This is a genomic window from Alteromonas sp. ABM1_013 (assembly GCF_056160505.1).
Window position 1 is genome coordinate 158,679 of sequence record NZ_JBSWXH010000001.1, and the last position, 18,470, is coordinate 177,148.

Here is an 18,470-nt window from a genome sequence, read left to right on the forward strand (position 1 = left end):
TATAGTTAATACGGGTTATTAGGTTTAGATAGATCACCGGTCAAGGTAGAGTGCTTTTATTCGCTCGTACTCTATAGCACTATATTTCACGCCATTTACGGTGGGATTTTGAACGGTTTTAAGCTACAATCGCGGCCTTTCCAAGGTTGTCCATTTTACCTACTCCGAGGATCTCTAGATGGCAAAAGTCGCGATTGTAATGGGTTCAACTTCAGACTGGCCTACCATGCAGCAGGCCGCAAAAATGCTGAAGTCGTTTGGTGTTGAATTTGAAGCGAAGGTGGTGTCGGCACATCGTACACCTAACTTGCTAGTAGAGTTTGCTGAAGGCGCTGCCGATGAAGGTTTTAGCGCAATAATTGCTGGCGCGGGCGGCGCAGCACACTTGCCGGGAATGATTGCCGCACACACCCATCTGCCGGTGTTTGGTTGCCCGGTGAAATCAAAAGCGCTCAACGGGTTAGATTCATTGCTTTCTATCGTTCAAATGCCGAAAGGCGTAGCAGTAGGCACATTAGCCATTGGTGAAGCTGGTGCAGCAAATGCAGGTCTACTGGCGGCGCAAGTCGTTGCGCTGCAAGAGAAGAGTGTGCGAGAAGCTGTTATCGCTTTTAGAAAGTCTCAGACTGAGACCGTACTTGCTTCAAGTAACACATTGGAGCTAGATGAATGAGAGTAGTTGTTTACGGCGCAGGCCAACTTGCTCAAATGATGTACTTAGCGGGAAGCCCGTTAGGTATTGAGGTTCAAGCTGTGGACGTAAACAACGATACCGTTGTACATCCAGTTAGCAAAACCCCACTCGATACACCACTAGCGCAAGCGCTAGAAGACGCCGATGCGTTAACGGTAGAGTTTGAGCATGTACCTGAAAGATTGCTTGAAGAAGCGGCTAAAACTAACAAGTTGATGCCAAATATCGACAGTATTCTAGTTGGTGCCGACCGCGTACGCGAGAAAAAGCTTCTCGAAAGCATGAAGGTTGCAAACTGTGATCACCAGATAGTGACCGACCTTGCTCAGTTAGATGATTGCGTAAAACAGCTTGGTAGCAAACTTATTCTTAAAGCGAGCCGCGATGGCTACGACGGTTACGGACAGTGGCGTTTAAGTGATGAAGCTGATTTGCCAGCGCTAAGAAGCTCGCTACAAGGCTTGGACTTAGAAAACGTGCCATTAGTGGTAGAAAAAATGGTGGCATTCGATAGAGAGCTGTCGTTAATCGGTGTACGCAATGCTAATGGCGACGTGAGAACCTATCCACTTGCTGAAAATCTGCATCACCAAGGTCAGCTTCATGTGTCGGTCGCGCCTGCGACTCGTGTAGATGACGCTCTTCAGGCTCAAGCTCACGATATTTTCGTGAAACTAGCTGAGGGTATGGACTACATAGGCGTGCTGGCAGTGGAGTTATTCCAAGTTGGCGATAAACTGCTTGTCAATGAACTTGCGCCGCGTGTACATAACTCTGGGCATTGGAGCCAGTCAGGCGCTGTCACCAGTCAATTTGAGAACCACTTGCGTGCTGTTTGCGGCTTGCCTCTTGGCGATACGTCAGCCATAGGGCCAAGTGCAATGGTTAACATTATTGGTTGCAGCAGCTTTTCTCGAGACCTGCTAAGTATTGATGGAAGTCACCTGCATTGGTACGGAAAGTCTGTGCGTGAAAAACGCAAAATGGGGCACATTAATGTCACCACTAATAGTTATGAGAGTTTAGGTGAAAAGCTCATGGCATTGAGCAAATATTTACCACTTGAGTACTTCCCGAAATTAGTTGGTGAAGCAACGCGATTAAAAGGTTGACACCCACGCGTTTATCGCTAGAATACGCATCCGCTGTCTAGGCAGCGGTTTTTAAAGTGTGCCGACTTAGCTCAGTTGGTAGAGCAACTGACTTGTAATCAGTAGGTCGCCAGTTCGATTCCGGCAGTCGGCACCATTTCTCTTTTTTCCTATGCCAAACTTACGTACACTTGCTTACGAATACTCATTCGGAGCAGACTGTATGTCACTTTTTTCCAAATCACTTAAACCGTTAGTTATCGTTACTGGCTTATTTTCTTTAAGCTTGTCTGGGACTATTTCTGCCCATGGCAATGATCATAATAACCACCACAAGCCAAAAGAGCAGCATAAGCACATCAGTAAGCAAACTGACGTTATGGTGATGAATGGTTACGCCAGAGCAACCTTTGCCTTGGCAAAAACCGGCGCAGTGTACTTTACTCTACATAATCAAAGTAAACACGACAAAACGCTGATATCTGTTTCAGTACCCCAAGATATAGCAAGTGAAGCGCAAATTCACACAACGGTGATGCAAGAAGACATCATGAAAATGCGTGAGCTAACTGAAGGCGTCAAAGTAGAAGCGGGCGAGATGGTCTCTTTTGAATCAGGTGGCCGTCACATCATGTTGATGGGGCTGACTAAGGGATTGGAAGAGGGCAGTGAAGTAGTGCTAACCCTCACATTTAGCGATGCAAGCGAGCTGAAGGTTTCGCTACCGGTTAAAAAAGAAGCGGGCGAAGGTCACCATCACCACCATTAATACAGCATGAGGCAGAATGGATAAAGTCATCGATTAATACGATGAAAGCAATTAACTAAACCGTTAATCTAAATCAATATTTCTGTAGTACTATTAACTTATATTATCAAGACCTAGATTTTTGATGGCCAAGAAACTGGTTGAACGAAAATCTCAAAAAGGGTTTCAACGTTAAGGAGTGTGACATGAGCAAGATTGATATTGGTATTTCTGAAAGCGATCGTAACGCAGTAGCAGAAGGCCTGAAAAAGCTATTGGCCGATTCTTACACTTTGTACCTTCAAACGCATAACTTCCACTGGAATGTAGAAGGGCCGCAGTTCCGTGAATTGCATCTTATGTTTGAAGAACACTACACAGAGCTTGCGGAAGCGGTAGATGAAATTGCAGAACGTATTCGTACTTTAGGTGTTTCAGCACCGGGCACATATAAGTCGTTCGCTGAGCTTAGCTCAATTGAAGAAGTTGAAGGTGTGCCTGAGGCCACGGAAATGGTTCGCTTACTGACTCATGGTCATGAGCAAGTAGTGAAAACGTGTCGCGAATCATTAAAGCTAGCGCAAGATGCTGACGATGAATCATCTGCAGCGCTGATTGGCGATCGTATGCGCGTTCACGAAAAAACAGCGTGGATGCTTCGCGCAACGCTTCCAAAATAAATACCGCGCGGTGGTGAAGGGGGTTAGTTTCGTTTAGTCGGCAAGCCAACTTTATCGCATTAGCGAGTAGAACTATCACAAAGGGTACAGCGGCGCTGTACCCTTTTTTGTATACTGCTATAACTTAAAAAATAAAAGAAGAAGTCTGTGCCACCAAACACAGCTTCTGTAAAAGAGGCTTCTAACGATGAAACCAGCAGTTATTTCCAAACCTGTAAGCATACTAGCGCGTTCAGTAGTATGTGCGATGGCGCTAGCAGTAAGTCAATTTGCCCTAGCTCATGGCGATCACAAGCATGACGAAGACCATGAAATCACCGACAGCGATATAACCGTAACCACGTTTGCTGAAGGTTTAGTACATCCATGGGGCATGGTGTTTTTACCTGATGGCGACTTGCTGGTAACCGAACGAGCGGGTGGTATCCAACGTTTGTCTAAAGACGGTAAATTGTCAGGGCGCCTAAATAACGTACCAGAAGTGGTCGCGCAGAACCAAGGTGGTATGTTAGACATTACCATCGACCCAGACTTTGCCAGCAACAACACAATTTATTTCTGTTACAGCAAAGCGAGTGAGACAGAAGGCAAACCTGGCAGTAGCAGTAGTGTTGCAAAAGCCACGCTTACTGATTCGGGCCTTGAAAATGTTGAAGTTATTTTTAGTGCCGACTCTATTGTCGATAACGGCTTTCACTTTGGCTGTCGTTTAGCGTTCGATGCTAAAAAGCACTTGTACGTGACTATGGGCGATCGCTATAAGTACATGAAAGAGGCGCAAAACACCAATAACCACTTCGGCAAAATTGTACGCATAAACCGTGACGGCAGCGCAGTAGAAGATAACCCTTTCACCGATGGCAATGCCCCTGAAATATTCAGCTATGGTCACCGCAACGTGCAAGGCGTCACTATACACCCTGAAACTGGCGTAGTCTGGGCAATGGAACACGGCCCCAAAGGCGGTGATGAAATTAATATCCTAGAGCGCGGTGCGAACTACGGTTGGCCAGAGATTACTTATGGCGTTGACTACAGCGGCGATATTATCAGCGATAAAACTCATATGGATGGTATGAAGCAACCTTGGTTGTACTGGAACCCGTCCATTGCACCAAGCGGCCTAACCTTCTATCAAGGCGACATGTTTAAAGAGTGGAACGGCGACATATTAGTGGGTTCTTTAAAATTTACCCACCTTCGTCGTATCAAGGTAGAGGATGGAAAGCCTAGTGAGCAGTTTGAATATGTTCGCGACAATCACGACCGCATCCGCGACGTAGAAGTGGGGCCAGATGGTGCCATTTACTTACTGACCGACGCCCCTAATGGCAAAGTAGTGAAGCTGACCAAATAAGGTCGATGATAAAAAAGGTAGGCGCCATTTCATTCACTAAAGGGCGCCTTTTTTCTTAAAAAGAACTGTGGGTTTAAAACGATTTATTCGCTGTCGTTGTCTTTCTTGTAGCGCTCAAACCACGCCACAATATTTCCCACTTTTTGAATCAAGCGAGATGGACGGCTTGCTATACCGTGTGATGCACCTGGAATTCGTACCATCGCCGCATCCACACCTTGCAGTTTCAGCGCTTGGTAGTATTGCTCGGTTTCACTGATGGGGGTGCGGTGATCGGCTTCGCCCGTTAGCAACATGGTTGGCGTAACCACGTTGCCCACTAAGCTCAAAGGACTGCGTTGCCAGAGTTTATCCGCAATATTCCATGGCATATCAGCCATCCAATATTGGCTAAAGTAAGGATATGCATCAGCCGTCAACGAAAAGCTCATCCAGTTGATAACGGGTTTCGCCACTACTGCCGCACTAAAGCGATCAGTTTTACCAATGGACCAGGCGGTAAGTGTACCGCCGCCTGAGCCACCAGTAATAAACAAGTTCTCTGAATCTACATAGCCTTGGCCAACAACCGCATCTACCACGTCCATCAAGTCGTTGTAGTCTTCTGACGGATAGTTATGGTGGATCAAATTACCAAAGTCTTCACCGTAAGAGCTACTGCCCCTTGGGTTAGCCCACACCACGACATAACCTTGCGCCGCCATTAGCTGAATTTCCATAGCAAAATGAGGGCCGTAGGCAGCATGAGGACCGCCGTGAATTTCTAATATCAGCGGGTATTTCTTGCTGCTATCGAACCCTGGGGGCAATGCAATCCATGCGTCGATAGGTAACTCGTCAATACTTGATACGACGGAAAGGTCTTGCACCTCTGCCAAGGTCTTATGGCCAAGTGCGTCGTTATTTAAATCGGTAAGCTGTGTGTCGTCTTTACCTTTTCTGTAAAGCGCCAAGTCACCAGGCCTAGTGCGGCTGGCAGTGGTATAAACGATGTCACCTTTGTCACTAACTGCAAAGTCGCCCGACGTGTAAGGGCGCCCAAATGCCTGACCGCCAATACTCACGTCGATAGTTTTTACATCACCTTTAAGGTTCACTGTAGCAAGCTTAGTCTCCCCATGATCAAGGTAAGAGAAAACTAATCCGCGACTGTCTTTACGCCACGTGAACTTACCTAAGCTTCTATCTAACGATGTAGTTAAGCGAGTGATATCACCACTTTTAAGCTCTAGTACAACAATGTCACCGTTTTGGTATGAAAGCTTTCTGTCGTTGAGCTGAGTAAACGCAAGGTACTTTCCGTCGGGGCTTAAGGTTGGTCTGCCTTCAGGGCCTTCCATATCGGTAACTTGTTCAACTGCCGCTGTGCTTACGTTCACTTTGTAGATATCGCCAGACAATGGGTGTAGCGCATAGTCTTCTCGCTGCGGTGTGGCGAAATAAATCCAATCATTGTTTCTAGAAAAGGCAAGGGTACCGCCGCTTGGAAATTTCCCCGTTGTTAACTGTCGCGGCGTGCCGCCTTCGACAGGCAAAACAAAAATCTGGTCGAAGCCTTCACGCAAGTAGCCTCTGCCGTCACCTCTATACTGCACCGCATCAATATAGGTGCCTTGGTCAGCCCACTTTGCTCCTTTTGGCTTGCTCGGCATTCCTGTAAACAGTGGCTTTTGCTTTTCTTCGGTAAACTGAGTAAAGGCTAAAGTCTTGCTGTCATGAGACCAGGTTAACTGGCGAGGTGTCTCGCTGGTATTGGTTAAACGCACAGACTGCATAGTGTCTAAGTAATAAAGATGGATTTGTGCGCGGCCGTTGACCGCTTTTGTATACGCCACCATTTTACCGTTGGGCGACAAGGTAGCCTGTGACAAGTTTTCGTCTACTCCAATAAACGGGCGATGTTCACCGGATTTAATGTTTACCTGCCACAATCGGCTTTGTCTTCCGTCAGTCATGATATCCATGCTTTGACGAGAATAAATAACCGTTTCCTTATCGAGGAATTGAGGGTTAGTGACAAACTCTAAGTTAAAGGTATCTTCATACGTTAGCGCATTTACGCTACCTGAATCAGATTGAGAGTTTTGCAATGCACTAGCTTGGCTCATGCCTAAAACCAACAGTGATAACGCTGTCGAGGTAGCTAATAAACCTTGTTGTATAGGGCGAAGGGGGAAACGAGACACAAACATGTTTGTTCCTTTTGTTATTCTTTTTGCGTTAAGCGCGATAGGCGGCGTTTTTCAAGATAATGTGTTCGCAGTCGTGCTCTTAACGTTAATGCTAGGGTTAATTTAGTAAACTGCGAACCTTATTCTCAACCATATCGCTTTCGTTTCCATTATGTAAAGGGTGTGCGGTGAAGGGGGTGGATTGTCCGTTAAAAATGCGTATTGCTGCATATATGGCAGCATATTACGCAATGTATAACAATGGGAGCGCTAACAGCGGGTGTTATCGTTATTATCGCACGGGTAGCCCTTGTGTAACTTTCATGAGCCTTATTCGCCTTTAAGACTAATTTTGCCCACCAGAATATCTTTAAACATGACCCAATCGCCCATCAAACTATAAAGGGGGTGTTTAAATGTAGCGGGACGATTTTTCTCAAAAAAGAAATGTCCTACCCATGCAAAGCCGTAACCTACTAGCGGTATAAACCACAGTAGCGACCAGCTCGCCATATATATTGCCAGCGCTATAACGCTAAGTACTAGCCAAGAGCCGATAAAATGAAGCGTGCGGCATGTGCCGTCTTTATGCTCATTTAAATATAATGGGTAAAACTCTTTGAACGAAGCAAACTGAGTGTCTGTGCTGGTTTGTGTAGTCATAAAACCTTCTTAGCCAAATCTTATAGAAATTAGCTGGCTTAATAATAAAGTATCTCAATAGAGAAATTTTACACTACATTAACATTCCTTGAAGGTAGAGATTGTCGTGAAAGCGACAAAGGCGAAATGACCGCTTTTACAAAAAAAGGGTATGCCGCTCGTTTCGGAGCTAAAGATAACTCCCCTTAGCCTTGTAATTTTACAGCGCCTGCCCCATATTCCTCCCAATACAAGAAATTAAAGGCCTGCGTTATGGAAAATCTCGTTGCAAATAGCCAAGCAACCATCGTGGATATTACGGTAGAAAACTTTCAGCAAATTATTGTAGAAGCATCGCAAGAAAAACTAGTGCTTATCGATTTTTGGGCTGATTGGTGCGAACCCTGTAAAGACCTAATGCCCATATTAGAAAAGCTGGCAGGTGAATATAGCCAGCATCTGATATTGGCCAAAGTAGACTGCGAAGCACAGCAAGAAGTGGCTGCTCAGTTTGGTATTAGAAGCCTACCAACGGTAATGGTGGTGCAAAATGGTCAGCCCGTCGATGGCTTTGCAGGTGTACAACCTGAGCAGCAAATTCGTGAAATGCTGGATAAATATTTGCCAAACCCAGAAGATGATCTACTTGCCACTGCAGGCAAGGCGATCCAACAAGGGGATTACGCAGAAGCACTGCCAGCGGCAAAAGAAGCCTTAACGCTTAACCCTGATAACGTAAACGCTAAGTACATGCTTATTGATTGCTACGTTGAGACTGGCTCTATCGATGCAGCTAAAGCTTTGCTTGAAGAGATTAAGCTGGTAGATCAAGACTCTCGCTATAAGAGTTTGGCGGGCAAAATTGAACTTGCAGAACAAGCGGCAGATACGCCTGAAATACGCCAGCTTCAAGCGGCAGTAGAAGCGAACCCTGATGACCTGCAGCTTAAGGTTGACTTAGCTGTACAGTTGCAGCAAGCGAACAAAGCACAAGATGCCCTAGAGCTTCTTTATACTGTATTAAAGAAAGAGCTTGGCTTTGGCGATGCCAGAAAGTTAATGATGGATATGATGAACGCACTCGCTGACGGCGACCCGCTTAAGTCAGAGTATCGTCGTAAAGTCTATAGCTTGTTGTACTAAGCCTATTCGGGTTTTAGCGTTCACCGTAACGCTAAAACCATCGCCTTGGGCTAGAAAACTAGCAAATAGGTGAAAACCCTTCTTTATGCAGCCAGTTAAGTGCCTCGAAGTATTTTTCAAAATACTCCCGTTCATAGTTGCTCGTTTCAAAATCACGTTGGTTTGATGGATGGGTGCGTTCCAGCTGAGCACGCTTGACCATTCCGCTATCTAACACATACGCTGAGCGACTAAGCCCTTTCGAAATATTCACCTTTATTGCATCTGCTAAACGGGTCTGACATTCCGGCGTAGATAATACCCAACGGCGTCCGTCCATTAAGGCTGCCCAAGGCTTATTGTCGAACCTATCAATAAGCGCATGCATTTCCTCTATAAAAAATTCTGTTGTTTTAAGGTTCCACGCTCCGGTAGCAAACACTTCAAGAACGTTACCTGAGACATCCAATGAATAATTTCCGTATTTAGGGAAACGCATAAAGTACCTTTAATGTGTGTCTGCGTGGAACAGATGGAGCTTGCTAACTAGACTTACAAAATTAACTCACCTCTATAGGGTATAGCAGAGTTTTTCAGTTTTGCAGTGGGCGTATGTATATAAGAAATAACATTAAGCGCAACGATTTGGGCAAAACTATTTACACCTATTTTGTAAATAAATGTTTTGCTGTAGGCGCAGGTTCATGCGAAGTATGCTGAAGTTTGATAGGGTTTAAGCGGTTTTTATTTTAGGCAATAAAGCATGGCATATCAGCAGTTTTATACAGGATTTCTCAACGCTAACAAAGGTAAACAGCATTATGCGTGTCACAGCCATTATTTTTGGCCAGACTGTACGCGCGAGGCAATGCTTGATTATTGGGATGACAGCGCTAAATACGTAGACGAAAAGTGGGGGTATTTTTTCCAAACTTTAGTACCGGAACTGCAGCAGCGTATTAGCAAAATACTGAATACTGGCGCGCCTCAGCAAATCGTTTTTGCGCCAAATACTCATGAATTGCTTTATCGTATTATGAGCTGCATAGATAGTGCTGCCCCTTATAAAGTGGTGTCGACAGACAGCGAGTTTCACAGTTTTCAGCGCCAAGCGAGTAGACTAGAAGAACAGGGTGCAATAGAACTTATTACCGTACCTAGCAAGCCTTATCATACTTTTGCTTCACGCTTTAAGGCGGCTATTGCTGAATACAATCCTGAGCTAGTTTTCTTTAGTCAGGTCTTTTTCAATTCTGGTTATGTGGTAAACGACGTTTCAGATATTGTAAATAGCGTGACTAACGACAATACCCTTGTTGTAGTTGATGGCTATCACGGCTTTATGGCAAAGCCTACTGACCTTGCCGATATTGCTCATCGTATATTCTATCTTTCGGGTAGTTACAAATACGCGCAGGCGGGAGAGGGGGCGTGCTTTGCTCACGTACCGTTGGGCTGTAAGCTAAGACCCACGTATACCGGCTGGTTTGCCGAATTTGGCGAGTTAGACAAACCCCGCGAGACGGGCGGCAAAAATGACGTTCAATATAGTTTAGATGGTATGCGCTTTGCCGGTGCCACTATGGATTTTACGGCGCTCTACAGGTTAAGAGCTGTACTTCGCATGTTTGAAGAAAATAGTTTAGATGTTGCCGCGATAAATGATTACGTAATGCGCATGCAGCGAACATTTTTAAAAAAGCTTGCTGGCTGCAATCATCCGTTACTCAATGAAAAGCACTTAGCCGTTAACAATGAAATGAATCGGGGGCATTTCCTTACCTTTGAATTAGATAATGCGGATGTGACAAAAGCCCTTGCTTCAAAGCTTAAAGCACATCATATTCTTACTGACTTCAGAGGTAACCGGTTACGCTTTGGTTTTGGCCTATACCATACTCCCGAATACATTGATTTACGTGCGCTTTCGGAAATACCTTAAAAGGTGTTAGTTCGTTACAGGAAAGGCAGTACAAGGTGTCGCGAAAAACGTGGCGAACTCATTAACAGCGCAGTTATCAACGACATGCCCATTAAAAGCATGCTCTTTAAGATCACAGTACTTTCACGGCTTTAAGGATAAATTTATGGAGTGGCTATTACCCGCTTTCGCTTTGGTACTTATAATCGAGGGAATAGGACCGCTGCTTTTTCCGAATAAATGGCGTAATTATTTGCTTCAAATTAGTCAGCAACCGAGTAATCAATTGCGTCAAATTGGCGGTACCCTTGTGATAATTGGCGCGCTACTGCTTTTTTATTTCAGTTAATGTAGGAAGAAGCTGTTTTGTGAGCTGCGCAGTCCAAGGTTGACCGCCTGTACAGGTTTTGCGCTAGCTAAACTTTAGAATGCTATAAAAATTAGCGCTTTAGGAAATATGTTTTATAAAACAATATGCCAAGCCTTATTTTAAAAAGCTGCCGGCGACGGTTGGGCATCTTTATGTTTTCAAAAATAAAAATCAAATAGTCGTATTTTTGTTCGAAAAAGAGATGATCCTTGCCCTAGAATTTTGTAGAATCCCCGCCTAATTTTCTTACACATATGATTCATGGCAAAGAACGTTGTGGTACTCGGCACTCAATGGGGTGACGAGGGTAAAGGCAAGGTCGTAGACCTACTCACTGATCGCGCAAAATATGTTGTTCGCTACCAAGGCGGACACAATGCAGGTCACACTCTAGTAATCGACGGTGAAAAAACCGTACTTCACTTAATTCCATCAGGCATCCTACGCGATAATGTTACCTGTATTATTGGTAACGGTGTCGTGCTTAGCCCAGACGCACTAATGAAAGAAATGACTATGCTTGAAGAGCGTGGCGTTCCAGTGCGCGAGCGATTAAAGATTAGTGAAGCTTGTCCGCTTATTCTTCCTTATCACATTGCACTTGACGTAGCGCGCGAAAAAGCCCGTGGCGCAAAAGCAATTGGTACAACGGGTCGTGGTATCGGTCCTGCTTATGAAGATAAGGTAGCTCGTCGCGGTTTACGCGTAGGCGACTTATTCAACGCCGAAGACTTCGCTGCAAAGCTGAAAGAAGTACTAGATGTGCATAACTTCACACTTACGCAATACTATGGCGAAGAAGCAGTAGACTTCGATGAAACCTTAAAAGGTGCAATGGAAGTTGCTGACATTCTTAAAGCAATGGTCGTTGATGTAACTGACGAACTAGACAAGGCACACAATGCTGGCTTGCCTATTATGTTTGAAGGTGCCCAAGGCACACTTCTAGACATCGACCACGGCACGTATCCTTATGTTACGTCGTCAAACACTACCGTTGGTGGTGTCGCAACGGGTGCTGGCTTTGGCCCACTTAAGTTAGATTACGTATTGGGTATCGTAAAAGCATACACCACGCGTGTAGGCTCAGGCCCTTTCCCTACTGAGCTAGATTGTGAAGTAGGTCAACACTTAGGTGTTAAAGGCCACGAGTTTGGTGCAACTACAGGGCGTAAGCGCCGTACTGGTTGGTTCGACGCAGTTGCAATGAAGCGCGCAGTACAAATTAACTCTATTACCGGGTTCTGCTTAACGAAGCTTGACGTACTAGACGGTCTTGAAAGCCTTCAAATTTGTGTTGGCTACAAAGATGCAGACGGTAATGTGAAAGACGTTCCACCTATGGCCGCTGACGGTTACGAAAAAGTAACGCCAGTATATGAAGAAATGCCAGGTTGGACAGACAACACCTTTGGTGTAACTGAGTTTGAAGCCCTTCCACAAGCGGCGAAAAACTACATTAAGCGTCTTGAAGAGCTAACAGGTGTGCCGGTTGATATTGTGTCAACAGGCCCTGACAGAAACGAAACTATCGTTTTGCGCAGCCCTTACGACGCGTAATAGCGCTACATTAAATACGTTTAAAAGCCCGGTGTTTACTGGGCTTTTTTGTTGCTAACAAACTTTACCTCTTTTTCACTTGCCTCTATCACGCCTCATTTTTCGGCGCCTGCATTTCACGCATAAAAAATTTACTTGTACCCTTTAATATTTAGTCGCATTAAACATTAATTAACAATTTAGTTGCGTTGTCTTAGAACATCCCTATTAATATAAGATAGTATCAGTTAATTATTACGCTGCTTTACCCGTCAACAATATCAAAGAGAGTCATCGAATTGTTGCAGTGGGTGTTATGCTATCGGAGCCTTCTTATGCCAAATAGACCTTCTCTTCACGCAGTGGAAACTGGCGTGTGTTTCGTTGACGTTGTTCACAAGCTTAACGACAGTTTCGATACAGGGAAAACCCAGTCCTTGGAGTGGCGTAAAAGCCAGTTAAAGGCATTAGAAACTTTACTGAAAGACAACCAGCACGACATTTTGCAGGCCCTTAAAAATGATCTGGGCAAATGTAAGACCGAAGCCATGGTGGCGGAACAAGGGTTTCTGCTTTCTGATATTAAGCATACGCTTAAGCATTTGGACAAATGGGCAAAACCGCGCAAAGTATCTACGCCTATGGTGGCGTGGCCAGGTAAGAGCTTTCGCAAGCCTGAGCCGCTTGGCACCGTGCTTATTATCGGAGCGTGGAATTACCCGCTTCAGTTACTACTAGCTCCTTACATTGCTGCCATCGCAGCGGGCAACTGTGCGGTATTGAAACCCTCTGAACTAGCACAAGAAACATCGTCGCTGGTGGCTAAGCTTATCCCTCAATATATGGATAATTCATGTGTTGCCATAGTAGAAGGCGGTAAAGATGAAGCGACGGCGCTGCTTGCCTGCAAATGGGACCATATTTTTTACACCGGTGGTGAAGTGGTGGGCAAAATTGTCATGAGCGCCGCGGCCAAACATTTAACGCCTGTAACCCTTGAACTTGGCGGTAAAAGCCCCTGTTTTGTTGATAAAAACACAAATCTTGCCGTAACCGCACGTCGTTTAGTGTGGGGTAAATGGATGAATGCGGGCCAAACCTGTATTGCCCCTGACTATGTCATTGTAGAAAAGGGCTTTGAGCAAAAGCTTATTGATGCGGTTAAAAAAGAGCTGAAAAAGCAATACGGCAAAGCGCCTTTATCGTCACGAGATTACGGCAATATAGTCAATCATCGACACTTAAAGCGTCTTGAAAGTTACCTCGAAAACGTCAATGTGGTGTATGGCGGCGAGCTAGATGAGTCTCGTCCAGCCATGGCGCCCACCCTTGTACTAGAGCCATCGCTAGATAGCCCGCTAATGAAAGAAGAGATCTTCGGCCCTATCCTACCTATCATCACTGTCGACAACATGGAGGCGGGCATTAAGTTTGTGAACAGCAGGCCTAAGCCACTTGCCCTTTATGCATTTGGTGATAAGGACGATGTGCTTGATAATATTATCAGCAAAACCAGTTCAGGCAGTGTGTGTACTAATGACACTATGCTGTTTATGACTAATCCTGAGTTGCCGTTTGGTGGCGTAGGAAATAGCGGCATGGGTAACTATCATGGCCAAGCAGGTTTTGATACATTCAGTCATATCAAAACGGTAATGAAACGTTCATTCGCCCTCGACGTATTCTTTCGTTATGCGCCGTTTTCTAAGTTTAAGCTATCGTTGCTTAAGAAGTTTTTATAACAGGAGTTTTCATGGTTCAGCCTTTTCACCTTGCCATTCCGGTCACTAATTTAACTGACGCAGAAGCGTTCTACGGTGAATTGTTGGGCTGTGAAAAGGGCCGCAGTGACACCCAGTGGATAGACTGGAACTTCTTCGGCCATCAGCTAGTGACCCACTGTGTAGAAGCTATGCCGTCACCGCCTGCCTACAACGGGGTAGACAATCACGCAGTGCCGGTGCCGCACTTCGGCGTTGTGCTAACCATGGACGATTGGCAAGCACTAGCAAGTAAATTAGAGGCTGCCAATACCGAGTTTGTTATCGCACCTTATATTCGCTTTAAAGGAAAGCCCGGCGAACAAGCCACTATGTTTTTTAAAGACCCTTTCGGCAACGCGTTAGAGTTCAAAGCGTTCGCAGATATTTCTCAGCTTTTCGCTTCATAATAATTGGTGTCAGCTGCTCTTTGCGCATAAACTCATCATCAGGTTTTTGGTTTTATTATCAAAAGGCTATAACATCAGAAAACAATAACCGAGTAAATCGATAAAGAGAGTGGTTTTGAATAAAGCATTAGTGCTGGTAGACGTACAAAACGTGTATTACACCTGCCGTCAGGCGTACAAACGTAACTTTAATTACAACCAGTTTTGGCGTGAACTTAGCGACAACCTTGATATAACCCATGCTTTTGCATACGCCATAGACAGGGGAGACAGCAAGCAGCGAGAATTTCAGAACATTCTTCGTGCTATTGGGTTTGAAGTAAAGTTAAAGCCTTTCATTCAACGCGCCGACGGCTCGGCAAAAGGCGATTGGGATGTAGGTATAACGGTAGATGCACTTGAACATGCCGATGATGTTGATGAGATCATTCTGGTGTCTGGCGACGGTGATTTCGATATTCTAGTAAATGCCCTTAAAGAAAAAGGGAAAACCGTAACGGTTTACGGCGTTCCCGCATTAACGGCTGAAAGTATTCAAAAAGTGGCGTCTAAGTACGTGCCTATCGACACCACGCTGTTGCTGTAGTTTTCTGCTTGTGCCTTGTTCAACGCTGAACTAATAACGCTGAACTAATAACGCTGAGCCCCTCAAAGTTCCACTAAGGGTGCTCAGCTAATGTGGCTCAACTGTTGGCGCTCAGCTAACAGCCCTGTGCTAATACGGTAGTACTAAGACGGCTGTACTAAGACGGTAGTACTAAGACGGTTGTGCTAATACGGTTGTACTAGGCTTTTACCCCGGCCGCTTTTCTCAGACGCGGCTTCCACACCCTCTTTAGTACGTTTAATTAAATGCACATCACCAAATCGACGGTTATCAATGGTATAGCCCATGGCTTTAAGCTCATTCACAGTTGCCTCTGTAAATCCGTCGTGCATACGAATAGTGTCTTTTGGCAGTAGTTGGTGATGGAAACGTGGTGAATTCACGGCTTCTTCGGCACTCATGTCGTAAAGTAGGGCATTCAAAAGTGATTGAGCAACTGACGAGATGATAGTGGTGCCGCCCGGCGAACCTGTTACCAGAACTACTTGGTCGTTTTTAGTAACCAGTGTGGGTGTCATAGAAGATAGCATGCGCTTATAGGGCTCAATCGCATTTGCTTCACCACCTACAGCGCCAAAAAAGTTTGGCACACCAGGTTTAGCGCTAAAGTCGTCCATTTCATCGTTCAACAAGAAGCCGGCGCCAGTCACAACAACGCCACTACCAAAAGTAAGGTTGATGGTTGTGGTATTAGCAACAGCGTTACCCCATCTATCCATAATCGAGAAGTGAGTAGTATCTTCGCTCTCTTTCAAGCCCGGCTTAACGCTTGGCGTATCAGAAATGCTGGCAGGCTGAATATCTGCTGCGCGTTCGATAATGTAGTTAGCGTCAGTGAGCGCTTTTACCGGAACACTAACAAAGTCAGGATCGCCCATGTATTCAGCGCGATCGGCAAACACACGCTTGCCTATTTCAGACATAACGTGAATATATTCAGTGCTGTTTTGCGCAGGCAAATCGTGGTTTGCATCATAGGCTTCTAGCATGCCAATCCATTGCGCTACGGCAACACCACCCGAACTTGGAGGGGGTGCGGTCACCAGCTCATAACCTTGCCAGTTTAGGTGAAGAGGTTTACGCCACACGGCTTTGTAAGCTTGCAAATCTTTGTAGGTAATAAGGCCGCCATTTTGCTGCATAAAATCAACAATATGTTTTGCTACATCGCCTTTATAAAAGCCGTCTTTGCCCTGCTGCTGGATAGCTTTAAGTGTTTTTGCTAGCTCAGGCTGCTTAAAAGTAGCGCCCGCTTTTGCATCTGCAAAGTATTCACTGAAATTGTTGTCGATGCCTTTTTCTTGGGTGCGCGAAATATAGCGGGCAATGTTGTTTGCTAATTTTTCATGCACCACAAAGCCCTGTTCAGCCAAATCAACGGCTGGTGCGAGTAGACGCTCCCAATCCAATGTGCCGTATTTTTTATGCGCGGCCCACATACCTGCAACGGTACCAGGAATGCCAGACGCTTTAGCCCCAAACAAAGACTCATACGGTTTTACATCACCTTGCTCGTCAAGATACATATCGCGGTGAGCTTTTTCAGGCGCCATTTCACGGTAATCAAGAAAGTCGGTACTATCTTCAAACTTTATTGTCATAAAGCCACCGCCGCCAACGTTACCCGCCTCTGGCAATGTTACGGCTAAAACAAACTGAGCAGTAATAGCCGCATCAATAGCGTTGCCGCCTTCCTTAAGTACCTGCATCGCAGCATCGGCGCTATAGCTGTCAGGCATGGCAACGGCCGGCTGACTTAAGCCTACGGCATTTTCTCCAACAGTATTAACAGTGTCGTTTGGCGAATGTGAACATGCTGCCATTACTGAAATAAATGCCACTATCATCGAGATAAACCCGATGTTTGCTATCCGTCTTTTCATTTAAAAACTCCTTGCTACAGATATTGCTAACACCTTGATATTAGCAATCGGCTACCAACAAACGTTAGTCACGTGTTTAGCCAAGCATGACTAAGCTTGCAACAAAATAGGCAATAAGCGTAAGTGCGCCGGCAAATAGTGCGTAAGGGAACTGGGTTTTAACGTGCGTTAATACGTCAGTACCCGCAGCTAGCGAAGATACGGCTGTGGTATCGGAAATAGGCGAACAGTGATCGCCAAATATACCGCCACCCAATATAGCGCCAATAACCAAAGAAGGAGGCAACCCTAAACTCTGAATTAGTGGTACACCAATAGGTATAAGGATGGCGAACGTACCCCATGACGTGCCTGTGGTAAACGACATGATCCCGCCGGCAATAAACAACATGGGGACAATCAGCACCATTGGAAGGTATTCACCCACTATTCCTGCCACGAATACGCCTGTTCCTAGCACCTTAAGGCTATTGCCTAAGGTTAATGAAAGTAACACTATGGTAACTAGGGGGAGTAGTTCACCCATCCCTTTAAAACCGATGTCTACCGCTTCTTTATGAGTAAAACGTTTATGGACGAGAAGCAGACCGTAGGCAATAGCAGTGGCAAGAGCCGTAGCATAAAGAACTGATTTACTGCCGCTGCCTTCAGACAAAACGCCGTTACCTGTCCAGAACATGAAGCCAACCATACTCAATACCATCACTAGCAGCGGAACCAGCATAAATCGCGCTTTAGTGGCAGGCTCAGTCGTGTGATTTACCTCAACATGAGACAGTGCTTTTTCTTCTTCAGCCATAGGGCCGTGCACTTTATCAGCCGAAATTGTATAAGCCACAATAAGTAAGGTGAAAATAGCGTAAAAGTTAAAAAATACGCTGCCCCATAAAATGGAAGCTGACGAAGCGGGTAGTTCGTAGGCATCTAGCAGGCTGAGTATAAAAGCGCCCCAGCCGTTTAATAAAATCAAAATACAAACTGGCGCGCTGGTGGAATCAATGATGTAAGCTAAACGTGCGCGGCTCATGTTGAAACGATCAAATAACCCTCGGGCGAATATACCAGCAGTAAGCACGCTCAAATTCGATTCTATGAATACGGCAATACCAGTAAACATGGTTAAACCGCCTACTTGTTTGCGGCTTTTCGCTACGCCCTTGTTGACAAGAAAGTTAACGGTTGCCGTTACGCCACCAGAATCACGAATAAAAGCCAGTAATGCGCCGACTAGAACAGAGAAAATAAGCACCCGCGTGTTACCTGGACTAGCAGCCGTATCAACCACACGCTCTATGGCATTAATAGGGGCCATGTAGCTAGTTGCGATATCAGCATTGACCAAAATTAAGGCTTCAGCAGACAGTACGGCCAGCGCCAATGCTAAGATAACTTCTTTTTTCCAAAAAACGACGGCAATAGCCACAAGAGGGGGGATGACTGACATCCAATCCATACTTCTTTCCAAACTTAAATTT

Annotated in this window: 17 protein-coding genes and 1 tRNA gene; 13 read left to right on the forward strand and 5 right to left on the reverse strand. The window is 45.4% G+C overall.

The features are described from left to right. Positions 1–178: 178 nt before the first annotated feature. The 6 genes from purE (at position 179) to ACXAGK_RS00730 (ending at position 4,570) form a co-directional block, all read left to right on the forward strand. Positions 179–673 carry a 5-(carboxyamino)imidazole ribonucleotide mutase gene (purE, locus tag ACXAGK_RS00705; protein ID WP_474808984.1) on the forward strand — a complete coding sequence of 165 codons (495 nt, stop codon included), beginning with the start codon at positions 179–181 and terminating at the stop codon, positions 671–673. After that, entirely contained in the window at positions 670–1,806 is a 1,137-nt protein-coding gene (locus ACXAGK_RS00710) for a 5-(carboxyamino)imidazole ribonucleotide synthase (protein WP_474808983.1), read from the forward strand. Before purE ends, ACXAGK_RS00710 begins: the two co-directional genes overlap by 4 nt. 60 nt (positions 1,807–1,866) lie before the next feature. Next, positions 1,867–1,942: transfer RNA gene (locus tag ACXAGK_RS00715), tRNA-Thr, on the forward strand. Between the two features lie 66 nt (positions 1,943–2,008). Next, positions 2,009–2,554: a copper chaperone PCu(A)C gene (locus ACXAGK_RS00720; RefSeq protein WP_474853431.1), complete on the forward strand. Its 546-nt coding sequence runs from the start codon at positions 2,009–2,011 to the stop codon at positions 2,552–2,554. 185 nt (positions 2,555–2,739) lie between these two features. Continuing rightward, a complete protein-coding gene (locus tag ACXAGK_RS00725; RefSeq protein WP_136783517.1) occupies positions 2,740–3,213 on the forward strand; it encodes a Dps family protein in 474 nt (157 codons plus the stop codon). 187 nt (positions 3,214–3,400) lie between these two features. Beyond that, positions 3,401–4,570 carry a PQQ-dependent sugar dehydrogenase gene (locus ACXAGK_RS00730; RefSeq protein ID WP_474853434.1) on the forward strand — a complete coding sequence of 390 codons (1,170 nt, stop codon included), beginning with the start codon at positions 3,401–3,403 and terminating at the stop codon, positions 4,568–4,570. Between the two features lie 83 nt (positions 4,571–4,653). Here ACXAGK_RS00730 and ACXAGK_RS00735 read toward each other — a convergent pair whose 3' ends face one another. Together ACXAGK_RS00735 and ACXAGK_RS00740 are read right to left on the reverse strand one after the other, a co-directional pair. Further along, complete coding sequence (locus ACXAGK_RS00735; protein ID WP_474853436.1) at positions 4,654–6,762, reverse strand: S9 family peptidase; 2,109 nt, start codon at positions 6,760–6,762, stop codon at positions 4,654–4,656. Between the two features lie 309 nt (positions 6,763–7,071). Beyond that, a complete protein-coding gene (locus tag ACXAGK_RS00740; protein WP_474853438.1) occupies positions 7,072–7,404 on the reverse strand; it encodes an Mpo1-like protein in 333 nt (110 codons plus the stop codon). Between the two features lie 252 nt (positions 7,405–7,656). Here ACXAGK_RS00740 and trxA point away from each other — a divergent pair, with 252 nt between their 5' ends. Further along, positions 7,657–8,526: a thioredoxin gene (trxA, locus tag ACXAGK_RS00745; RefSeq protein ID WP_461853283.1), complete on the forward strand. Its 870-nt coding sequence runs from the start codon at positions 7,657–7,659 to the stop codon at positions 8,524–8,526. Positions 8,527–8,584: 58 nt separating this feature from the next. On the opposite strand, the gene ACXAGK_RS00750 is transcribed toward trxA, so the two are convergent. Next, on the reverse strand, positions 8,585–9,004 hold the full coding sequence (locus tag ACXAGK_RS00750) for a hypothetical protein (protein ID WP_474853440.1): 420 nt from the start codon (positions 9,002–9,004) through the stop codon (positions 8,585–8,587). A gap of 264 nt (positions 9,005–9,268) precedes the next feature. Here ACXAGK_RS00750 and ACXAGK_RS00755 point away from each other — a divergent pair, with 264 nt between their 5' ends. From ACXAGK_RS00755 to ACXAGK_RS00780, 6 genes are all read left to right on the forward strand, one after another. Then, entirely contained in the window at positions 9,269–10,447 is a 1,179-nt protein-coding gene (locus tag ACXAGK_RS00755) for an aminotransferase class V-fold PLP-dependent enzyme (RefSeq protein WP_474853442.1), read from the forward strand. A 145-nt stretch (positions 10,448–10,592) separates the two neighbouring features. Continuing rightward, on the forward strand, positions 10,593–10,775 hold the full coding sequence (locus ACXAGK_RS00760) for a DUF2065 domain-containing protein (RefSeq protein WP_071816877.1): 183 nt from the start codon (positions 10,593–10,595) through the stop codon (positions 10,773–10,775). A gap of 282 nt (positions 10,776–11,057) precedes the next feature. Then, positions 11,058–12,356, forward strand: a complete 1,299-nt coding sequence (locus tag ACXAGK_RS00765) for an adenylosuccinate synthase (protein WP_025256721.1) — start codon at positions 11,058–11,060, stop codon at positions 12,354–12,356. A 314-nt stretch (positions 12,357–12,670) separates the two neighbouring features. Beyond that, on the forward strand, positions 12,671–14,077 hold the full coding sequence (locus tag ACXAGK_RS00770; protein WP_474853445.1) for an aldehyde dehydrogenase family protein: 1,407 nt from the start codon (positions 12,671–12,673) through the stop codon (positions 14,075–14,077). A gap of 11 nt (positions 14,078–14,088) precedes the next feature. Next, positions 14,089–14,505, forward strand: coding sequence for a VOC family protein (locus ACXAGK_RS00775; protein ID WP_474853447.1), 417 nt, complete (start codon positions 14,089–14,091; stop codon positions 14,503–14,505). Positions 14,506–14,620: 115 nt separating this feature from the next. Continuing rightward, a complete protein-coding gene (locus ACXAGK_RS00780; protein WP_474853449.1) occupies positions 14,621–15,091 on the forward strand; it encodes a LabA-like NYN domain-containing protein in 471 nt (156 codons plus the stop codon). A gap of 185 nt (positions 15,092–15,276) precedes the next feature. On the opposite strand, the gene ggt is transcribed toward ACXAGK_RS00780, so the two are convergent. Beyond that, on the reverse strand, positions 15,277–16,995 hold the full coding sequence (gene ggt, locus ACXAGK_RS00785) for a gamma-glutamyltransferase (RefSeq protein WP_474853451.1): 1,719 nt from the start codon (positions 16,993–16,995) through the stop codon (positions 15,277–15,279). A 76-nt stretch (positions 16,996–17,071) separates the two neighbouring features. Beyond that, complete coding sequence (locus ACXAGK_RS00790) at positions 17,072–18,448, reverse strand: Na+/H+ antiporter NhaC family protein (RefSeq protein WP_474808962.1); 1,377 nt, start codon at positions 18,446–18,448, stop codon at positions 17,072–17,074. Positions 18,449–18,470: the final 22 nt, after the last annotated feature.